Raw genomic sequence first — 18,648 nt, 5'->3', positions numbered from 1 at the left:
AAAAGCCCAGCAACGCTGGGCTGATCTCACTTTTCACTATTGGTGCAATTTAGGCAGAAAGCATATTGCCCTTTTGGATCATTAAAGTTATTTAATGTCGTTAGGTCTGTTACAACTTGGTGTGCTACAGGTTGTAATGCTGAAGGAACTTGTCCCCACAAGATATTATGTAAATGAACATTGATCTTAGCGGTAAAGTTCTGCAAGAAAAGTTCAGCTGGGGTCAGCTCTTCTGTTACCCATTGCAGTTCGTAGCTATCGAGCTTAGCTAAACTTGCTGCTTCGGCAATCGCATCATCGAAATCACCCAATTGATCAACCAGACCGAGTTCTAGTGCATCTTTACCTGTCCATACACGCCCTTGCGCAATATGATCGGCTTGCTCTAATGACATGTTGCGGTATTGGCTAACCAAACCAATAAAGCGCTGATAGCCATGTTCAACACCAAGCTGGAAGACTTGTGCCACACCTTCTGGTAATTCACGGGTTACACCTACACCAGCGAATGGTGTCGTACCTACACCATCGTTATAAACGCCCATTTTTTCCAGCCCTTTTTCAAAGGTGGTTAAAATCGCGAAAATACCAATAGAGCCAGTGATCGTTGTCGGCTGTGCAATAATTTTATCGGCACTGGATGAAATCCAGTAACCACCTGATGCCGCTAAGCTCGACATTGATACGATGACAGGCTTACCTGCTTGTTTTAGAGCATCAACTTGATTGCGGATGACTTCAGAGGCAAAGGCACTGCCGCCCGGGCTATCAACACGAAGGATCACTGCTTTTACATCGTCATTTAAACGCGCTTCACGTAGCATCGCAGCAGTACTATCGCCCGCGACTGTACCTTGTTGACGACCGTCACCATCGACAATGGCACCGCTTGCGACGACTACGGCAATTTTATTGCTGCTTGGAAGATCAGTCGGCACCACGGTTGGCATGTAATCGTAATAGCTGATGTGTTTAAAGCTGTCGTTGTCATCACTGCCAAAAGCATCGACTAAGTTCTGTAGAAGCTGAGGGCGGCTTACTAGCTCATCAACTAAGCCCATGTTTAATGTCAGTTTCGCGAAGTCACCATTAACGGCTTTTAATTGAGTAATAAAATCATCAAGTTTTGGTGATAGTGCTTTGGCATCAATCTGACGGTTAGTCGCAACATCTTGAGTATAAGCGCCCCACAATTGGTTTAACCAAGCGGTGTTGGCTTCACGTGCAGGATCCGACATGCTGTCGCGAGTGTAAGGTTCAACAAACGATTTATAGGTACCAACACGGAATACATGCGTATTTACGTCTAACTTGTCGAGTAGGCTTTTGTAGTACAGGGTGTAGCTGCCGTAGCCTGTTAACAACACACCGCCATCTGGTGACATGAAGACTTTGTCTGCGTAGCTGGCAAGGTAGTATTGGCTTTGATTGAAGTTATCACCAAATGCATAAACAGGTTTGCCAGCTTCTTTAAACTCGTTAATCGCTTTGGCGATGTAGCGCAGTTTAGTAAGGTTAGTTCCCGCCATGTCTTTCAGGTTTAGCACTAAGCCGGTGATGTTGTTATCAGTCGATGCATGTCGAATGGTATCAACAATATCAAATAAGACATTTTCTTGAACTTGCTGGCGACCAAGGGCATTGCTGGTCAGTTGATCAACAGGGCTAATAATACTGCGCTGTTCAACGATAGGACCAGCTAAGTCCAGTACAAGTGCTGATTTCGTTGCTTGTACGGGCTCTTCTGTTCCTTGGGTAAAGGCAAAAATGATGATGCCAATAAAAGCCAAGAAAAACAGATTAAGAACAAGCTGACGAGTGAAGCTGAGTAGTTTCCATAGAGCGCGGAAAATCTTTCCGATCCCTTTAAATAACATTTTCATGAAACGTCCTGATAATGATTCCTGCTCTTATCCTAACGCAGGAAAGCGCTATGTCACAATTTTTCACCAATATCCGTATGTTAGGTTAAGACCCACTTAGTGTTAATACGTTCGATTTTTCATTACTGATCATTCCTTCTGGTCACGATTCGTTATCAAAACCCTTGCACAGATCATGCTTTGTTGCGTTAATGTAAACGGATGTTTGAAATTTGTTGTTTGTTGACCATATACTGGTCTGACCATAATTAAAAAAGAATGGAAGCCATGAACGATAAATCTTACCCACATTTACTTGCGCCCTTGGATCTTGGTTTCACACAATTAAAAAATCGTGTGTTGATGGGATCAATGCATACAGGGCTTGAAGAATCTCGTGACGGTTTTAAAAAGCTGTCTGCATTTTATGCTGCCCGTGCCCGCGGTGGTGTGGGTTTGATTGTAACAGGTGGTTTCTCGCCTAATTTCCGAGGGCGACTGCATCCGCTAAGTGCTGAGTTTAGCTCTGCTCGTCAAGCAAGAGCACATCGTACTATTACAGATGCTGTACACGAAGAAGGTGGTAAAATTGCTTTACAGCTACTTCATGCTGGTCGTTATGCTTTGCACCCATTCGCGGTGAGTGCTTCTGCCATTCGCGCCCCTATCGCCAAATTTACCCCGAGCAAAATGAGCGTACGCCAAATTAATAAAACCATTGATGCTTTTGCTAAAAGTGCAGAACTAGCACGTGAAGCGGGCTACGACGGCGTAGAGCTAATGGGATCTGAGGGGTATTTGATTAATCAGTTTATCTGTCAGCGTTCGAATCACAGATATGACGAGTGGGGCGGTAGCTATGAAAACCGCATGCGTTTTCCTATTGAATTGGTTAAGGCCGTAAGAAAACGCACAGGGAATGATTTTATTATTATTTTCCGTTTGTCGATGCTTGATTTGGTCGAGCAGGGTAGTACTCATGAAGAAGTGGTGATGCTGGCAAAAGCGTTGGAATCGGCTGGTGTGACAATATTAAATACGGGTATAGGTTGGCATGAAGCGCGGGTTCCAACCATAGCAACGCAAGTGCCACGCGCGGCGTTTGCTTGGGTGACTGAAAAACTAAAAAGTGAAGTGAACATTCCTTTAGTGACTTGTAACCGTATTAATACCCCTGATGTCGCAGAAGGTATTTTAGCGGGTGGGCAAGCGGATATGGTATCGATGGCTCGGCCATTCTTAGCGGATGCTGAATTCGTCAATAAAGCCGAACAAGACAGAGCTGATGATATCAATACTTGTATTGGTTGTAACCAAGCCTGTTTGGATCATGTGTTTGTCGGTAAACGTGCCAGCTGCTTAGTTAATCCGCAAGCTTGTTACGAAACAGAACTGATATTAACGCCAGCGGTTAATCACCGAAAAGTGGCGGTTGTAGGGGCGGGTCCTGCGGGCCTTGCTTGTGCAAGTGCAGCCGCAGAACGCGGTTTTAGCGTTGATCTATTTGAAAAGAATGACTACATCGGCGGTCAGTTTAATTTGGCCATGCAAATTCCAGGTAAAGAAGAGTTTAAAGAAACCATTCGTTACTTTAGTCGCCGTTTAGAGCAAACCGGTGTGAATGTGAAGTTGGGCCATGCCGCTACTTTGGATGAGCTCAAAGGCTATGACGAAGTCATCGTGGCGACAGGTGTGCAGCCTCGGATACCACCTATCCCAGGTCTGAAAGAGAGCGATAAAACAATCGATTACCAAACCTTGATCCGTGACAAAGTGGAAGTCGGCCAGAAAGTTGCTGTGATTGGTGCAGGGGGGATCGGTGTGGATGTGTCCACTATGCTGACAGAGCCTGAGCATCAAGCCCTTGAAGATTGGTTACAAGATTGGGGGATTGATACTGATATTAGCCATGCGGGGGGGTTATACCCACATGAAGAGTACGTCAGTCAGCGTCAAGTATGGTTAATGCAACGTAAGCCAGGGCGTGTCGGTAAGGGACCGGGTAAAACGACAGGCTGGATCCATAAGAAAGTATTGGAAAAGCGTGGTGTTGAGTTACTTGGCGGTGTTAGCTACGACAAAGTTGATGAGCAAGGGCTGCATATTACTGTAGAGGGCCAAGCGCGAGTATTGCCAGTCGATCATATTATTGTTTGTGCTGGGCAAACATCCGTGAATGTTTTAACGGAACAGCTTGAAGCTGCGAATGTGAAAGTCAGTGTGATAGGTGGTGCTGATGTTGCGGGCGAAGTGGATGCTAAACGAGTGATCCGCCAAGGCGTAGAACTGGCGGCTAAGCTCTAATCGATTCGTGTAATTCAATGCGTTGGCTTGCTTCGTGTATGTGCTGAATAAAGCCGCTTAGGAAAAAGCACCGATACTTCTCGGTGCTTTATGGTTATGATATTGTTAATCAATAATTATTATCATTAAAGGTTGTTGTTATGGATGCGCTCACATTATTACTAAACCGTCGCTCGTTACCTAAGCTGATGGAGCCTGCGCCGCAAGGTGAAGTGCTCGACAATATTTTCCGTGCAGGCCTACGTGCGCCTGATCATGCTGGACTTACACCATGGCGTTTTATTGTGTCGAAAGGTGAGGGGTTAAATAAACTGGCTGACATTTTGGTGGAAGCGGCAAAAGCAGATGGTGCAGACGAAGCCACACTCGAAAAAGCCAGTAAAGCACCGTTTCGTGCCCCTATGGTGATCACTGTTGTCGCTAAAGTTACAGAGAATGACAAAGTCCCAGTGATTGAGCAGCATCTATCGGCGGGCTGTGCGACTCAAGCCATGCAAATGGCCGCAGTAGCACAGGGATTTTCTGGTTTTTGGCGTACAGGTAAATGGGCTTATCACCCCGTTGTTCGTGAATCATTGGGTGTACAAGGCGATGATATGATTGTAGGTTTTCTATACCTTGGTACATCGGGCTGTCGAGAAGCCAAAGTTCACGAGCGTGATCTGAGCCAATTTGTAGAGTATCTATAGCTGCTACTTGCTTTATCCGTCGAAGCGTTGACATTCACCGAAAAGAGAAAGGAAAGCTAAGGCTTTCCTTTACTGTTTTTTTATCCAGTATTTCTTGTTCTTGCCTTCCGCTTTGGTTAAAGTCTCCAGCTCATTGAAGTTTGCTGAATAATTGTTATGTCTCGTTTATTTATTGCTGAAAAACCTAGCCTTGGCCGTGCGATAGCAGCGGTACTCCCTCGTCCACATAAAAATAATAACGGCTATATTGAAACGGGTAATGGCGATATCGTCACTTGGTGTATTGGTCACTTGTTAGAGCAAGTTGAGCCTGATGCCTACGATGAGAAATACAAAAAGTGGAATATGGTCGATTTACCTATTTTGCCCGAGCAATGGCAATTAACCCCACGAAAGTCAGCCAAACAACAATTGAGTGTAGTGCGTAAACTCGCCAAACAAGCGACTGATATTGTCCACGCGGGTGACCCTGATAGAGAAGGGCAGCTGCTGGTGGACGAAGTGATAGATTACGTCAAAGTGTCAGCGACTAAAAAAGCCAAGATCCAGCGCTTATTAATTTCAGATCTTAACCCAAGTGCCGTTAAGCGCGCTTTGTCTGCGATGCGCAGTAATCGAGATTTTATTCCGCTATCAGTTTCAGCATTGGCCCGCTCTCGTGCTGACTGGCTGTATGGTATGAATATGACGCGAGCCTATACCTTGCTGGGTCAAAAGGGGGGATACAAAGGCGTATTGTCAGTTGGACGAGTACAGACGCCAGTGCTCGGCTTGGTGACACGCCGCGATGATGAGATTGCCAATTTTGTGCCTAAGCCCTTCTACGAAGTATTTGCCTTGATCCCTTATCAAGATAATGACATTCGAGCGCGTTGGAAGCCGAGTCCAGCTTGTGAGCCTCATCAAGATGAAGATGGCCGTATTCTTAACCGCAAGCTGTGTGAAAACGTCGTCGCGCGAATCAAAGGCCAACCAGCTGAAGTAACGGAATCAGAGCGCAAAGAAACACGTCAATCAGCCCCGTTGCCCTACTCTCTGTCTGCATTACAAATTGATGCTGCAAAACGTTTTAACATGAGTGCAGCCGATGTGCTGGCAACATGTCAGGCTTTGTATGAAAAACACAAAGTGATCACTTACCCGCGTTCAGATAGCCGCTACTTGCCTGTAGAGCACTTTAAGCAAGCGAATGATGTGTGTAAAGCCATTAAGACGACTAGCACAGAGTTAAGCCAAGCGTGTGAAGGGGCAAATACTAGCCTGAAATCAAAAGCCTGGAATGATAAAAAAGTGGATGCTCACCATGCCATTATTCCCACTCCCAAAGGTGTTAACCCTGCCTCTTTAAGTGGGGGGGAAGCGAAAATTTACCAATTAATCGCACGTCAGTATTTGATGCAGTTTTACCCTGCGGCTATCTATAGTGAAGCGAAGTTAGTCTTTACTATTACTGGTGGCACCTTCATTGCCAAAGGACGCCAGCTAATGAATGCGGGTTGGCGAGAGCTACTAGGCCGTGATGATAAAAATAAAGATGATGATCTTGCTGATAAAGTGCCTCCGTTAGAGAAAGGGACGGTGTTAACCTGTCGTGAAGGTGAAATTAAAGACAAAATGACAGAGCCGCCAAAAGCTTTTACTGAGGCCACCTTGCTACAAGCTATGACAGGGATTGGCCGCTTTGTGTCAGATGCATCATTGAAAAAAATTCTACGCGACACTGATGGTTTAGGCACAGAAGCTACGCGTGCAGGTATCATCGAAATTCTATTTAAGCGCCAGCTGTTGAAGCGTGAAGGGAAAAATATTCATGCAACGGATGCTGGCCGTGGTTTGATTTATGCGTTGCCAACAGAATCAACTTACCCAGATATGACGGCGCATTGGGAACATCAATTGCAAGATATGGCTGATAAGAAATGTGCTTATAAGCCTTTTATGGATGCCCTTCAACTGCAGGTCAGCACTTTGATGGATAAAGTGAAAACCAGTGATGTTCCGCCTAGTTTACGAGCGTTAAAATCGCCCGAGTTCAAAAAAGGTGGCACTAAAAAGCGTAAGTACACCAAGCGTAAAACCACTAAACGCTAGTCAATCTTGAGTGGAAAGAGCCTGTAGTTACTTTTCACTGGTATGGAAGTAATATCCATTTTTGCCGACGGCTTTCGCTTTGTAGAGCGCATCATCCGTTAGTTTGAACAAATCACTGGTAGAGTATTGCAGTGAAGGGATCATCGACGCCACACCAATACTGATGGTGACATGGTTCGCATCATTGGGTTGTTTGTGCTTCAACTTGAGCCTTCTTACGGCGTGAAGTGCTTGTTTGGCGGCGTAAACGGCCGCTTTATGGTTTTGTCCCGGTAAGAGCAAGACGAACTCCTCACCACCGTAACGAGCAAAGAGAGCACCAGCACGGCGCTCTATAGCGTTGAGTGCGTGAGCAATGACTTGTAGACACTGATCGCCAGCAGCGTGGCCATATTGGTCGTTGTAGGATTTGAAATTGTCGATATCGATAATTAATAGCGACAGGGGTAATTGGTGACGCTCGGCACGTCGCCATTCATCTTTAAATTGATTATCGAATGCACGCCGATTCGCAACCCCAGTGAGAGGATCGCATTTTGCCAGTTGCTCTAATTGTTGGTTTGCATTTTGTAGGGCTTGCGTACGCTCAGTGACTCTTTGCTCCAACTCTTTATTCAAGCGGATCAATTTTTCTTCTGCTTGGCGCCGAACGAGGTGCTGAGACACAATAAAACCAAACTGTTTCAGTAATTGTCGGTGATAGTCTTGCAATGGTCGCCCTGAGATCAAGTTGTCGCAAGCGATCCAGCCCACGGCCTTGTCTTCATCCCATAGTGCCACATAGGCATTCCATCCTGATCCCACAGGCTCTAAATCATGATAGAGCTCAGTGTTATTGTTGATCACTATATATTCTTGACCTTTTAACGCATGTGATGAAAACCAGTGATCAGGAATTGCTGATTCAAAATAGTGCTCATCGACTGTCGCACCGCTCATATCTGTGCCATAAGTCCCGTGCATTCGCAATTTTTCATCGAAAAGAAAGATGGCCATTCTGTCGATATCTAGCTGTTTTTTGGCTTCATCGACTGCAGTAAAAAGCATTTGATTGATGGAGTCAGTACGCCACAACATGAAGGAGATGTTGTGAAGTGCTTGTAATTGCTCAAGCAATGCCTGTTGATGGAATGACTTAATAGGGGGAAGCACTTCGCAACTCTCCTTGTTATTTTTACTTGTGTAATAAGGTATTGTTAGCGAAATATTGAGTCTAAAGGTGGGGGCAGTTCTCAAATATGGGTTACCTTAGTTGCATATAAGGTGAAGTGTGTAGACTGTCACATTTTTAAACCAATTGTTGGGCGTCTTACAAAGGCAAATGCGCTGGATTGACTCAAGTGCTAGGCGAGCACTTGAGACGAAGTGTGATTTGGCTTACCAAGGGATACTTGTGCCATCGAAGTTGTAGAATTGTCCACTTTGAGAAGGGGTGAGATTGTCTAATACTTTTTTCAAGCCTAGCGCTGAGGTTTGGGTGTCAATCAAGGCATTTGGTCCGCCCATCTCTGTTTGAACCCAACCCGGGTGAAGGGCAACAGACAAAATCCCCTGCGGTAATAAGTCATTGGATAGACTTTTGACGACAGAGTTGAGTGCAGCCTTAGATGAGCGATAAATGTAGCCTCCGCCGCTAGTATTCTCGGTCATGCTGCCAACTTTCGATGAAATAGAGGCAATGATCCCTTGTTGGGCCTGTTTTAGTTGAGGGTAAAATGCTTCTGCAATTTTTAAGGGGGCAATCGTATTGACCTCAAACACTTTGCGCCATTCATCGATATCGGTATGACCAAATCCATAGCCTTTAGGGCCATAATATCCCGCATTGTTAATGAGCAGATCTAGCGGCGTATCGGCTAATGTGTGGCTCAGTGCCATGATAGCTGCATGATCAGTGACATCTAACGGGTGGATCTGTAGCTGTTGAGGAGAGGTGTTTACAAGAGCCAAAAGTTCGTGTGCTTGCGATATGTCTCGACAGCATGCATCGACATGCCACCCATCATCCAGATAGTGCTTTACCAACGCCAGGCCTATGCCTCGGTTCGCCCCTGTGATCAGTAGCCTAGGTTGCATGATATTCCCCTGTTTATTTAATTTATCGCTCGTTTATTGAGTTAGCCTATTCGGTTAAGTCTATAAACTCAATATTGAGACACTGAGGTTGTGAGATGTTTCGCTAGGGTTAATTACAGAGTGAATGTTATTTGGGTGCTAGCGTATGACGTCGTTATGGGGCTCTGTAGTGCTGAAAATAAGCGTGGTGATAAAAATAGGGGCGGGGTTTAAAAGTGCGATGCTCAAGCGTGGAGTTTTACTCGTACTATTTATATTAATGGGTGGGTGTGAAAGCGCTCGCCATGACCAGTTAGCTGATTTGGGCTTTACTCGGCCTTATCTCGATGGGTATCAAGATGGTTGCCATAGCCGAAAAGAGCAGGCAGTGACTTATCATGATGGTTTTCGCCAAGACCCAGAGCGCATGCTAGGGGATCGAAAGTATGCAAATGGTTGGCAAGATGGGTATGAGCAATGCTATACCAATCACAGAGACTACCATTAGCGAAGCGTTGTAAAAAATATAAAGGTAAAAAAACAGCAGCTTCTCGGCTGCTGTTTTTTTCGATTTAATATGAACTACTTTTGAGGGTGATAGAAGCGTTTTAGCTCGTTCATTACCTGCATTAGCGTAGACAGTTTTGGTCGGCGTTCGTCTTTGACTCTATAGTCCTTATCGTAGACTTGATAGTTACCATAGCGGTCAACCACAGTCGTTGAATTCTTCTGAATAACGACAATATCTTTACTATCACCTGCAATTACCCAACGACGATCGGGATCGATATCGAATAAGTTGTGGCCACTGCTGTACTTGTCGCTGGTTGTGGAAACATTGAGTAGGGTTTCCATCAAAGTAGGGACAACATCTAAATGGCTGGTCATTGTTGCTACAACTTCAGGTTCACGTTCTGGCCAGTGTATGACTAAAGGCACTTTGAGTTGATACTGGCTGTAGTTACTGTTCGAACCCCAGCTGTTGGTACCCGTTTCATTAAACTCTGTACCGTGATTCGATGTAATAATGACAATCGTGTTATTTAGAGCTTGCTGCTGCTCTAATGTATCTAAAATCTGGCTGACTAAGCTATCAGCGTAGTAAGCGGCATTACGGTAGCTATTTTTAAGTAACACATCAGGATCTGTGATTTTAGTATTTTTCGCTGTCGTACTGAGCGATGGTGTAAAGGTTGGAGTGTAATCACCACCTTCTTCAAATTCTTGCACTGACAACAGCTCGATATAACTGAACCAAGGGCTGTCATCTTCCTGCGCTGTGCCTAACCATTGTTGCCAGTTACTAACAGCAAGTTGATCATTAGGAGCTACGTCATCGGTGGTGTGAGCTGCTAATTTTTGCTGTTCAAATAGCGTTTGATAATAAATAGGGGCTGTGAAGTTATCACTGCTAAATAAACCAAATTGATAGTTACGCTTATTCAGTGTTGAAACGAGCACAGGGTTCGTTGCTTCGGTACGAATGCTTTCAAGGTAACTACCGGGTAAACCATAAAACAAGCCAAAAACACCAACAGTATTGTCATTACTGGTACTGTAGTGATTGGTGAAATTCAGGTTCTGCTCGGCAAATTTTGTTAAATTCGGCATGGTGGTGCTTTCGATCATGTCGCTACGTAGGCCATCAACCATGACGATCAGTACATTTTGATTGGTCCCTTGATCTGAAAAGCTGAGTTTTTCAATTGGGTAGCGAATGAGTGGCGTTTCAGCATCACCTTTTTGTTCTTTGCGTTTAGCGTACTCATTACGATCGATAAGACCGTGCTTTTCCATGAAATTTTTTGCTGTCATTGGGTATGACAATGGAAAATTAGAGCGTTGCATTGTCACTGGGCGATACAAAAATGCATCAGCCCAGATATAGACTAAATGGCTGCCTAAGAAACATAAACCAAAGATCAGTGCGATAGGGCCACCCACATGTTTGCGGGTTAACTTTCGTAATTTACGCCATAACCATTCGGATAGAACTAGCTGCAACAAAAAGAGAATAGGCACGGCAATAAACAGGTATTGCCAGCGTGCATTCAGTTCACTTTTCTCACCACTAAGCAAAAGATCCCAAACTAATGGGCTTAAATGGAGATCCAGTGTGGTGTAGGCATAAGTGTCTAAAATTAATGTGGTTAAGCCTAAAGTGGCAATAAGCACTGCGAATAAACGCATTAACCGCTGAGAAGGGATCAGAAAACTAGCGGGAAAAATAATGAGTATATAAAACCCAAATACAAGGAAGCCAAAGTGGCCTACCCAGCTTAGCAATAGATACAGTTGACCTAATAGGGTTACTGGCCATTCTGAATGCACAATATATCGCGTGCCAAAAAGCATGGCAGCGATGATATTGAAAAAGCTAAACCAGTGCCCCCAGCTGATCAGCTGAGATACTTTGTCTTTGTAATTGTTTCCGCTAGCGACCATATCTGTTTTTTCTTCTCTGTCTCTCGGGCAAAGTGTCTCTGTTAGTCTTTGATTGTGGTCTGCAGTGCTTGGGCAAATTTCTCAGCAATGGCTTTACGTTGGCCCGCTGGAAGATCAGCATTGATGATGTTGGTAGCGATATTGCCTACAACCATCAGAGCAAGTTCTGCTGATGCATCGTGTTTTTCTAGTACGTCAAACATGTCACTGATGATTTGTTCAACTTTGTCGTTACTGTATTTTGATGTAATTGGCATAGGAAGTCTTGTTTAAAGTTTACTAAAGCGGCTTATAATAACCTACACTTTTGGTTAACTGAAAAACTTTTCAATTATGAGTCTGAACCTTTCGAACGTTATTCTGCACCAACTCACCAAGAATGATAAAGATGAATTTGAAGTTCATCTTAGAAAACAAACACTTGATCACAGTGAGTCGACCGAAAACCTTGTTGCCGAGCTGCATCGAGTATACAGCAGTAAAGGCGCAAAAGGATTCGCCCATTTCTCAGAAGAGAGCGAATTTAGTCATTGGTTGAAGCAATGTCGCGCAGGTGAGCTTGATTTCTTGTCATTTTCTGACCAATCAGCCAAACGCTTACAAGAAGAATTAGCAAAATATCCTTTTGCTGAAGCCGGTACCTTGGTACTTGCTGAGTATCAATCATTGGCAACGGATTACCTATTTATTGGTTTAATGCCGACTTGTCACAGTATGAAAGTGACTGAGCAGTTAGATATTAGTGCGACCGATTATTTAGATGTTGCCAAGATGGATATCGTTGCGCGTATTGATTTGTCTGCATGGGAAACGGATGCGGAATCTAAGCGTTACCTGACTTTCATTAAAGGTCGTGTTGGCCGTAAAATTGCTGATTTTTTCTTAGATTTCTTACAAGCAGAAGTGGGTTTAGACGTTAAAGTTCAAAACCAAGTCTTAATGCAAGCCGTAGAAGATTTTTGTGCAGATTCTCGCCTTGATAAAGAAGAAAAGCAGCAATATCGTAAGCAAGTGTACGATTACTGCAATGAGCAGCTTCAAGCGGGTGACGAAGTCACGGTTAAAGAGCTGGCCGGTGAGCTACCGCCTTCAGAAGATGGCACTGACTTTTATCAGTTTACCTCTCAACAAGGTTATGAGTTAGAGGAAAGTTTCCCTGCGGATCGTACTGCAATGCGTAAGTTGACTAAATTTGTTGGCTCTGGTGGTGGCGTGTCTATTAACTTTGACAGCATGCTACTGGGTGAGCGTATTTTTTATGATGCCGATACCGATACGTTAACCATTAAGGGGACACCACCGAATCTAAAGGATCAACTGCAGCGTCGTCTGAACTCAGATAACTAAAGTAGTGATATTAACCTAATATTCAATGTGATGAATAAGCGGCTGGAGTGATTGACTTCTGTCGCTTGATCTTATTTTGGCTCTAGTGCAGCGACGTTCTTCAAGTATTACATGGATGTTTGTTGGCTTAACTAGGCATCATTGTCTAATATTATGCTTGCAATATTAACTACTTGCGCTTTTAGGAGCAGACATGGATGACGACCACGACAATACTGCATTCTCATCATTAACCGTACCTCTGGCACAATTACTTTCTGCAAAAGTTGTTTGGCTCTTTCGTGCATTCTTTGCGATCAATTTGTTGATTAGTATTGCCTTTGCCTATTTATACGTACAGTCTAGTCGATTAGCGACACTTGAAACGGATGTTGAGCAACTGCAGGCGGAAGCATTACGTTTGCACAAACAAGCTGTTGTGAACAGATTTGAATCTATTGAAAACCCCAGCAAAATCTCAATTGTCTTTCGACAGCGGCTATTACAGCTGAGTAATCATGGCGTTAGTGGGGAGCTGCAAGTTGAGCTAAATAGATTGATGCTTCAAGGAAGCCAATATGCAGAGCAGCTAGATGTCGCTTTAATGAGCCATGATGCATTCAGCAATATAGCATCCACTCTGATCAACGCTCAGCAAGAAAATACCCACCCTAAGCTTGAAGTTTTATATCAGCAACTGACGCTAGATTTATTGAGCCTACTAAGCCAAGAAAAGATAAACGCAGACACCACGCTAGAGTCATTGAATCGATCGTTACTGACGATTGATACGCAACAACAGCAATTACGTCCTGAACTACAAGCGCAAGCACAATTTGTCATTAAGTCTATATTGCCAATGTTGTCGCGTTATGTGCAGTATTTACAGGCTGTCCAAAATATCCATTTAACACCGTTCGATGATACTTATAACAATGTATTGCTACATGTGAAAACGGTCAGGGGTCAGTACGAGAAAGGGCAACTAGTGCTCTTTTCGATTTTAGTTGTTCTGATTACATTAACGACCTTATTGCCTTCTTTTTTTCGTTACCTACCGCATAAGGTGGGAGCCATCAGCCCTTCTGAGCCATTAAAAGAATCCAACACCACGGATAATGAAATAACAAAGCCGACTCATCATTTGCAACAAGCCGAAGAGGCTTCGAATAGGGGCTCTGATCAGGCGACTCATACGACAACAACACGGCCGATTGGCAATATGAGCCATCAACAAGATGGCTCAAGCCTGCAAGAGCAAGACAAAACGCCAGTCGATTCGCAACCTAGTGCCACTCGCCCTACAGTGTCTAATCACGATGCAGCTTCTGTTGAGATAGCAGTTAACCCCTCTGCACCATCCCGCTTCACCTCATTAGAATTATTTGATTTTAAACACATTTTCCATTGCATGGATGAAGATCTTGATTCCGTTATCATGCTGCTGGAAATTTTTGTGCAAGAACATAGTCATGATGATGTGCTTTTTAAGAATGCGTTAGAACAAGGTCGAATTGAAGATGCCGCTCGTATTATTCATAGCTTGAAAGGGGTGGCGGGAAGTATTGGTTCTAATGCTTTGAAATCTATATCTGAACGCTTAGAGCTAGCAATTAAGCAAGAAGATATGATTGTTGAGAGTGACAGCCTTGAATTAGGCACTATTCTTAATGATGTGGTTAAAACAGTACAGGACTACCTAGGAACTCAGGGTGTGACGGTCGAAATAAAAAAGTATGAGGCTGGTACTAGCACGCAGGCTGAGGGTGGCGAAACGTTAATGCCTGATGATGCGATTAAAGAAGAGCTCCAATCAGCGCTACAACCTGAGTCAGTATTATCATCAGAGAGTGAGCAATCATCTAAAAGTTCGAATAGCCAAACGAACATACATGCGCTAATCGATATTAAATATATGATGACGAGCATGGACGATGATATTGAATCAGTAAAAATGCTGCTTGAGATTTTTGTCGAGGAGCACGCCAATGATGGAAAGAAACTCTTGCAGCAAGTACATGGTGCTGCGGAGATCTCGGAAGATGCTATTCGTATTGTTCATAGTATAAAAGGGGTGTCTTCCAGTTTAGGGGCGCATTCGTTGAAGATTTTAGCGGGTGATATTGAAGCCAAATTCAAACAAGGTCACCCCGTGAGTGATGCCGATTACCGTGCATTTGATCTGCGATTGACAGAGACTATTTCTGCTGCGACTTATTATTTAGAGGCAGAGAATTTAGCGGTTTACGAAGAGGGAGTTGCGTAAGAGTGTGGTTGCACCAATGAAGCCGAAAGTCATCGCTTGGTATCAGTCTATCAGTTTTAAGGGCCTCTCTTTGTTACTGGCGCTTTTGCTTATGGTTGTGCTGAGTATCGTTTATGTGATGGAAACTGTTGGCTTTCGGCTTTCGATTCAATCTGCGGAGCAAAGGGTTGCTGCGGAATCAGAAGCTGTCGGACAATCCATTGTGCAGCTTGGTGCGAAAATAGAGAGTGCAGCATTGAGTCTCTCTAATGCTGTCGAAACCGTTCAATCGCCTGATGTTCTTGATCTTTTCTTTCAAAACCTGCTGACGAGCCCTGCTATTGGTAAATTTATTGCTGGTGGCGGGATCTGGCCCGATGCTTATGACGGCGACAGTAAGCTACTTAACAGCTTATTTTATACCAAAAACAGTACAGGCTCAGTCGAGCGTATTGATAGTTATAACAGTCACCTTTCTGCACCGTATTATGCGGCCGAATGGTTTGCACCTGCACGTTGGCTGACAGCAGGTGATGCCTATTGGTCACAATCCTACACTGATCCATATACCGCAGAGCCCATGGTGACCTGCACCGTGCCTTATTTTTCTGATGGAAAATTTGCAGGGGTTGTGACACTCGATATTCGGGTGAAAGCGCTAAATACATACTTGATTGAGCAGGGGCAGCAGCATGGTGTTTACTTTTTTTTGTTGGATCGCTCTGGGCGTTTCTTAGCTTACCCTGAAGCTGACAAAGTCATGGATACCTCCACAGCGGTACCCAGCTATATATTAAGTCACGAATATTCTGAAAGCGAAGCCAGCTTTACCCCAATTGCGGTAGCGATTAATGACATTATGGCGAATCGCCGTCATCAATATCAAACCGATCAAAAGGTGGATGCTTTAGCGAAAAAAATCGTCGAAAACTCTTTAAGCATTTCGATAAGTTATGCAATTTCAGTTGCGGCAGAGTTACTTTACCCAGATGAAAATATGAGTCGAGCTCAACCTTTATTCAGCTTGAATGTTGATAGCGACCCTATACTGAATCAAGCGGCATTTATCTCAGCAATCCGCATTCCTCGAATGCAGTGGATGTTGTTGCAAGGTGTGCCTCAGCGTGACATGTATGCCCAAGCTATTCAGTTAGAAAGGCAGCTGCTGTTATTTATGTTGCCTGTTGTGGTGATATTTATCGCTGTCACATTTATCTTTTTCTATCGTCGTATTTTCAAGCCTCTCAAGTCGGTACGTGAAGCATTAACAGAGCAAAAAAATGATGAAGAATTTACGCCTTTGCCTGTTCATTCGCGAGATGAATTAGGGGCATTGGTTCACCGATTTAACCAGCGAAGTGAAAATCTGATAGCGGCAAAGCAGCAAGCGTTAAAAGCGGCAGAGGCGAAACAGCAGTTTTTAGCCAACATGAGCCATGAAATTCGTACCCCAATGAATGGCATTATTGGTGCGGCAGGTTTAATGCAGAGTGAATCCTTATCGGGGCAGCAACGAGAATATTTGTCGATCATCAGCCACTCAGCGAAAAGTTTGATGACCTTGATTAACGATATTTTGGACTTTAGTAAAATTGAATCGAGTAAGGTTGAACTTGAAGCTGTGCCGTTTAACCTTCATGAGTTAGCACAATATGCGCATGAACTCCTTCGTCCTACCATTGAAAAGCCGACTTTGGTGGATTATCGCTTGCATTATGATGATGCGATCCCTGCTGAGTTGCTAGGAGACCCGACTCGGATCCAGCAAGTGCTGATTAACTTACTGGGAAATGCGACTAAATTTACTGATCAGGGCTTTATACATGTAGACATAGCGTTAGCTCAGCGCGATAAGCATAGTGTAATAGTGGAAATAAAAGTATCTGACAGTGGTATTGGTATTCCCAGTGAAAAAATAAGCCATATTTTTGATAAATTTTCGCAAGCGGATGAAACTACGACCCGCCGCTTTGGTGGCTCAGGGTTAGGGTTAACGATCACTCGTCAGCTAATTGAATTAATGGACGGGCACATCCATGTGATGAGCCAAGAAGGGCAAGGGTCTGAATTTGTTGTTACGCTGCCATTCCCGCTGGTTAAACACAGCGAAACCTCGTCAATTTCACAACTCTCGACAGTGAGCCATTTACCATCTGAACAGCCTTTTATAGGGCAGCGTTGTTTATTGGTTGAAGATAACAAAGTGAATCGATTGATTGCGAGCCAGTTGCTAAGCCGTATGGGCTTTTCGATTGATATTGCGTGTGATGGTATTGAAGCGGTCGAAAAAGCGCAGTGTGAGTCGTTTGATGTGATTTATATGGATATGCAGATGCCTCGTTTAGATGGTGTGGGGGCGACAAAAGCGATCCGAAGTACCAAGGGGATCAATGTGGATACCGCGATCATTGCGATGACAGCGAACGTCATGGCGGCTGATGTCGCGCGGTGTCGAGAAGCAGGAATGCAAGGTCATATTGGCAAACCTATCTCTGAATCCGACCTTTATACTGTGACTATACAGGCGATAGAGGATAATAATGTGATCACTATGCAAAGTTGATCTTTATCAAATCTTCTTTGTGCGCGCGGTGGATAATAAGCCGCACTATGATAGTTCAAAACCAACATTCAGTTCGTTCGCAGCGTGAACTGGACACAGTGAAGGCGATGATTCGCTTGTATTGTAAAACGCTGCATCGTGGGGCAATTATGTGCCCTGAATGCGAAGGTCTTATCGCTTACGTTGAAAATCGAATGACAAGCTGTCGGTTAGGCAATGAAAAACCCACATGCCAAAGCTGTTCTGCCTCTTGTTATCCGCCCGCGAAACGCCTTCATTTGACACATGTTTTACGCTGGTCATTGCCTCGTTTTTTTTGGCGCCACCCGATGAAAGCATTCCATTTTAAAATGGATAGTTTACGGGCTGAGCATCGTCATACTGAGCAGGCGGCTACAGGGGCAAGTCATAAAGGGTAATTACACTATCTTATCTTTGAGAACCATCTATCGAAGCCTTGGCTTCAGGTAAACAAAAAGGCTGCCACGGCAGCCTTCTTTGTTTTTATTTTTTAACGTTTTTTGTGAGAGCGACAGGTTATAGGTTGAAACCTAATGTTGTTAACCAAGTGGCAATTCGATCGTCAGTTAATTCAGGTTGACGGTCTTCATCAAGTGCCAAGCCAACAAATTTACCACTCTCTTTTTCAGCGCGAGAATCATTAAACTCATAGCCGTCAGTTGACCAGGCTCCAACTAGCTCACCGCCAGCATCTACCACTAAATCAGCAAGATCGCCCATAGCATCTAGGAAGCTATCTGGGTAATCCACTTGATCGCCAAGGCCAAATAGTGCCACTTTTTTACCGCTTAAATCGGCATCTTCTAACTCTGGAACAAAGTAGTCCCAGTCAGGTTGCATCTCGCCATAGTTTGCTGTTGGCGTGCCTAAGATAAGTAGTTCATAGTCATCAAAGATCTCGCTAGTGCACCCTGCAATGTCTTGGGCTTTAAGGTTGAGCTTTTCTGCGATTTTTTGTGCTGCGGCTTCGGTATTTCCTGTGTCACTACCAAAGAAAATGGCAGTATTAAGTTGAGCTGTCATGGTGTCTCCTTTGCTGCCCGTAGG

Annotated in this window: 14 protein-coding genes; 8 read left to right on the top strand and 6 right to left on the bottom strand. The window is 44.2% G+C overall.

Translation table 11 applies throughout. From position 1 onward, the window contains the following. Positions 1-26 precede the first annotated feature (26 nt). Positions 27-1,883 carry a signal peptide peptidase SppA gene (sppA, locus tag OCU77_RS12165; RefSeq protein ID WP_048899136.1) on the bottom strand — a complete coding sequence of 619 codons (1,857 nt, stop codon included), beginning with the start codon at positions 1,881-1,883 and terminating at the stop codon, positions 27-29. 267 nt (positions 1,884-2,150) lie between these two features. On the opposite strand from sppA, the gene OCU77_RS12160 reads away from it, so the two are divergent. From OCU77_RS12160 to OCU77_RS12150, 3 genes are all read left to right on the top strand, one after another. Next, a complete protein-coding gene (locus tag OCU77_RS12160; RefSeq protein ID WP_048899137.1) occupies positions 2,151-4,166 on the top strand; it encodes an NADPH-dependent 2,4-dienoyl-CoA reductase in 2,016 nt (671 codons plus the stop codon). A 140-nt stretch (positions 4,167-4,306) separates the two neighbouring features. Further along, positions 4,307-4,855 (top strand): NAD(P)H nitroreductase, encoded by a 549-nt coding sequence (locus OCU77_RS12155; protein WP_048899138.1) that lies wholly within the window; start codon positions 4,307-4,309, stop codon positions 4,853-4,855. A gap of 156 nt (positions 4,856-5,011) precedes the next feature. After that, a complete protein-coding gene (locus OCU77_RS12150; RefSeq protein WP_107302897.1) occupies positions 5,012-6,946 on the top strand; it encodes a DNA topoisomerase III in 1,935 nt (644 codons plus the stop codon). A gap of 27 nt (positions 6,947-6,973) precedes the next feature. On the opposite strand, the gene OCU77_RS12145 is transcribed toward OCU77_RS12150, so the two are convergent. Further along, positions 6,974-8,098, bottom strand: a complete 1,125-nt coding sequence (locus tag OCU77_RS12145; protein ID WP_053111820.1) for a GGDEF domain-containing protein — start codon at positions 8,096-8,098, stop codon at positions 6,974-6,976. Between the two features lie 225 nt (positions 8,099-8,323). Continuing rightward, on the bottom strand, positions 8,324-9,022 hold the full coding sequence (locus OCU77_RS12140; RefSeq protein WP_048899139.1) for an SDR family oxidoreductase: 699 nt from the start codon (positions 9,020-9,022) through the stop codon (positions 8,324-8,326). Between the two features lie 145 nt (positions 9,023-9,167). On the opposite strand from OCU77_RS12140, the gene OCU77_RS12135 reads away from it, so the two are divergent. Next, positions 9,168-9,509 (top strand): hypothetical protein, encoded by a 342-nt coding sequence (locus tag OCU77_RS12135; RefSeq protein WP_239685985.1) that lies wholly within the window; start codon positions 9,168-9,170, stop codon positions 9,507-9,509. A gap of 74 nt (positions 9,510-9,583) precedes the next feature. Here OCU77_RS12135 and OCU77_RS12130 read toward each other — a convergent pair whose 3' ends face one another. Both OCU77_RS12130 and OCU77_RS12125 read right to left on the bottom strand, forming a co-directional pair. Next, positions 9,584-11,446 (bottom strand): DUF3413 domain-containing protein, encoded by a 1,863-nt coding sequence (locus OCU77_RS12130; protein WP_048899140.1) that lies wholly within the window; start codon positions 11,444-11,446, stop codon positions 9,584-9,586. 41 nt (positions 11,447-11,487) lie between these two features. Beyond that, on the bottom strand, positions 11,488-11,703 hold the full coding sequence (locus OCU77_RS12125; protein ID WP_048899141.1) for a YejL family protein: 216 nt from the start codon (positions 11,701-11,703) through the stop codon (positions 11,488-11,490). A 76-nt stretch (positions 11,704-11,779) separates the two neighbouring features. On the opposite strand from OCU77_RS12125, the gene yejK reads away from it, so the two are divergent. The 4 genes from yejK (at position 11,780) to OCU77_RS12105 (ending at position 17,999) form a co-directional block, all read left to right on the top strand. Continuing rightward, on the top strand, positions 11,780-12,793 hold the full coding sequence (gene yejK, locus OCU77_RS12120) for a nucleoid-associated protein YejK (RefSeq protein ID WP_048899142.1): 1,014 nt from the start codon (positions 11,780-11,782) through the stop codon (positions 12,791-12,793). Between the two features lie 193 nt (positions 12,794-12,986). After that, a complete protein-coding gene (locus tag OCU77_RS12115) occupies positions 12,987-15,038 on the top strand; it encodes an Hpt domain-containing protein (protein ID WP_048899143.1) in 2,052 nt (683 codons plus the stop codon). 16 nt (positions 15,039-15,054) lie between these two features. Further along, positions 15,055-17,580 carry a hybrid sensor histidine kinase/response regulator gene (locus OCU77_RS12110; RefSeq protein WP_107302896.1) on the top strand — a complete coding sequence of 842 codons (2,526 nt, stop codon included), beginning with the start codon at positions 15,055-15,057 and terminating at the stop codon, positions 17,578-17,580. Positions 17,581-17,627: 47 nt separating this feature from the next. Then, positions 17,628-17,999, top strand: coding sequence for a nitrous oxide-stimulated promoter family protein (locus tag OCU77_RS12105; protein ID WP_048899145.1), 372 nt, complete (start codon positions 17,628-17,630; stop codon positions 17,997-17,999). A gap of 118 nt (positions 18,000-18,117) precedes the next feature. On the opposite strand, the gene fldA is transcribed toward OCU77_RS12105, so the two are convergent. Continuing rightward, complete coding sequence (fldA, locus tag OCU77_RS12100) at positions 18,118-18,624, bottom strand: flavodoxin FldA (RefSeq protein ID WP_048899146.1); 507 nt, start codon at positions 18,622-18,624, stop codon at positions 18,118-18,120. Positions 18,625-18,648 lie beyond the last annotated feature (24 nt).

This window comes from Photobacterium swingsii, assembly GCF_024346715.1.
Taxonomy (GTDB): Bacteria; Pseudomonadota; Gammaproteobacteria; order Enterobacterales; family Vibrionaceae; genus Photobacterium; species Photobacterium swingsii.
Note: the sequence above shows the minus strand (reverse complement) of the source record. Positions and strands in the feature narration are given on the sequence as shown.

What these genes read in the sequence shown, in the direction of transcription:
- yejK (WP_048899142.1), top strand. Translation starts at nt 11,780, where the DNA reads ATGAGTCTGAACCTTTCGAACGTTATTCTGCACCAACTCACCAAGAAT.
- OCU77_RS12155 (WP_048899138.1), top strand. Translation starts at nt 4,307, where the DNA reads ATGGATGCGCTCACATTATTACTAAACCGTCGCTCGTTACCTAAGCTG.
- fldA (WP_048899146.1), bottom strand. Translation starts at nt 18,624, where the DNA reads ATGACAGCTCAACTTAATACTGCCATTTTCTTTGGTAGTGACACAGGA.
- OCU77_RS12140 (WP_048899139.1), bottom strand. Translation starts at nt 9,022, where the DNA reads ATGCAACCTAGGCTACTGATCACAGGGGCGAACCGAGGCATAGGCCTG.
- OCU77_RS12110 (WP_107302896.1), top strand. Translation starts at nt 15,055, where the DNA reads ATGAAGCCGAAAGTCATCGCTTGGTATCAGTCTATCAGTTTTAAGGGC.
- OCU77_RS12115 (WP_048899143.1), top strand. Translation starts at nt 12,987, where the DNA reads ATGGATGACGACCACGACAATACTGCATTCTCATCATTAACCGTACCT.
- OCU77_RS12150 (WP_107302897.1), top strand. Translation starts at nt 5,012, where the DNA reads ATGTCTCGTTTATTTATTGCTGAAAAACCTAGCCTTGGCCGTGCGATA.
- sppA (WP_048899136.1), bottom strand. Translation starts at nt 1,883, where the DNA reads ATGAAAATGTTATTTAAAGGGATCGGAAAGATTTTCCGCGCTCTATGG.
- OCU77_RS12160 (WP_048899137.1), top strand. Translation starts at nt 2,151, where the DNA reads ATGAACGATAAATCTTACCCACATTTACTTGCGCCCTTGGATCTTGGT.
- OCU77_RS12130 (WP_048899140.1), bottom strand. Translation starts at nt 11,446, where the DNA reads ATGGTCGCTAGCGGAAACAATTACAAAGACAAAGTATCTCAGCTGATC.
- OCU77_RS12105 (WP_048899145.1), top strand. Translation starts at nt 17,628, where the DNA reads ATGATAGTTCAAAACCAACATTCAGTTCGTTCGCAGCGTGAACTGGAC.
- OCU77_RS12125 (WP_048899141.1), bottom strand. Translation starts at nt 11,703, where the DNA reads ATGCCAATTACATCAAAATACAGTAACGACAAAGTTGAACAAATCATC.
- OCU77_RS12135 (WP_239685985.1), top strand. Translation starts at nt 9,168, where the DNA reads ATGACGTCGTTATGGGGCTCTGTAGTGCTGAAAATAAGCGTGGTGATA.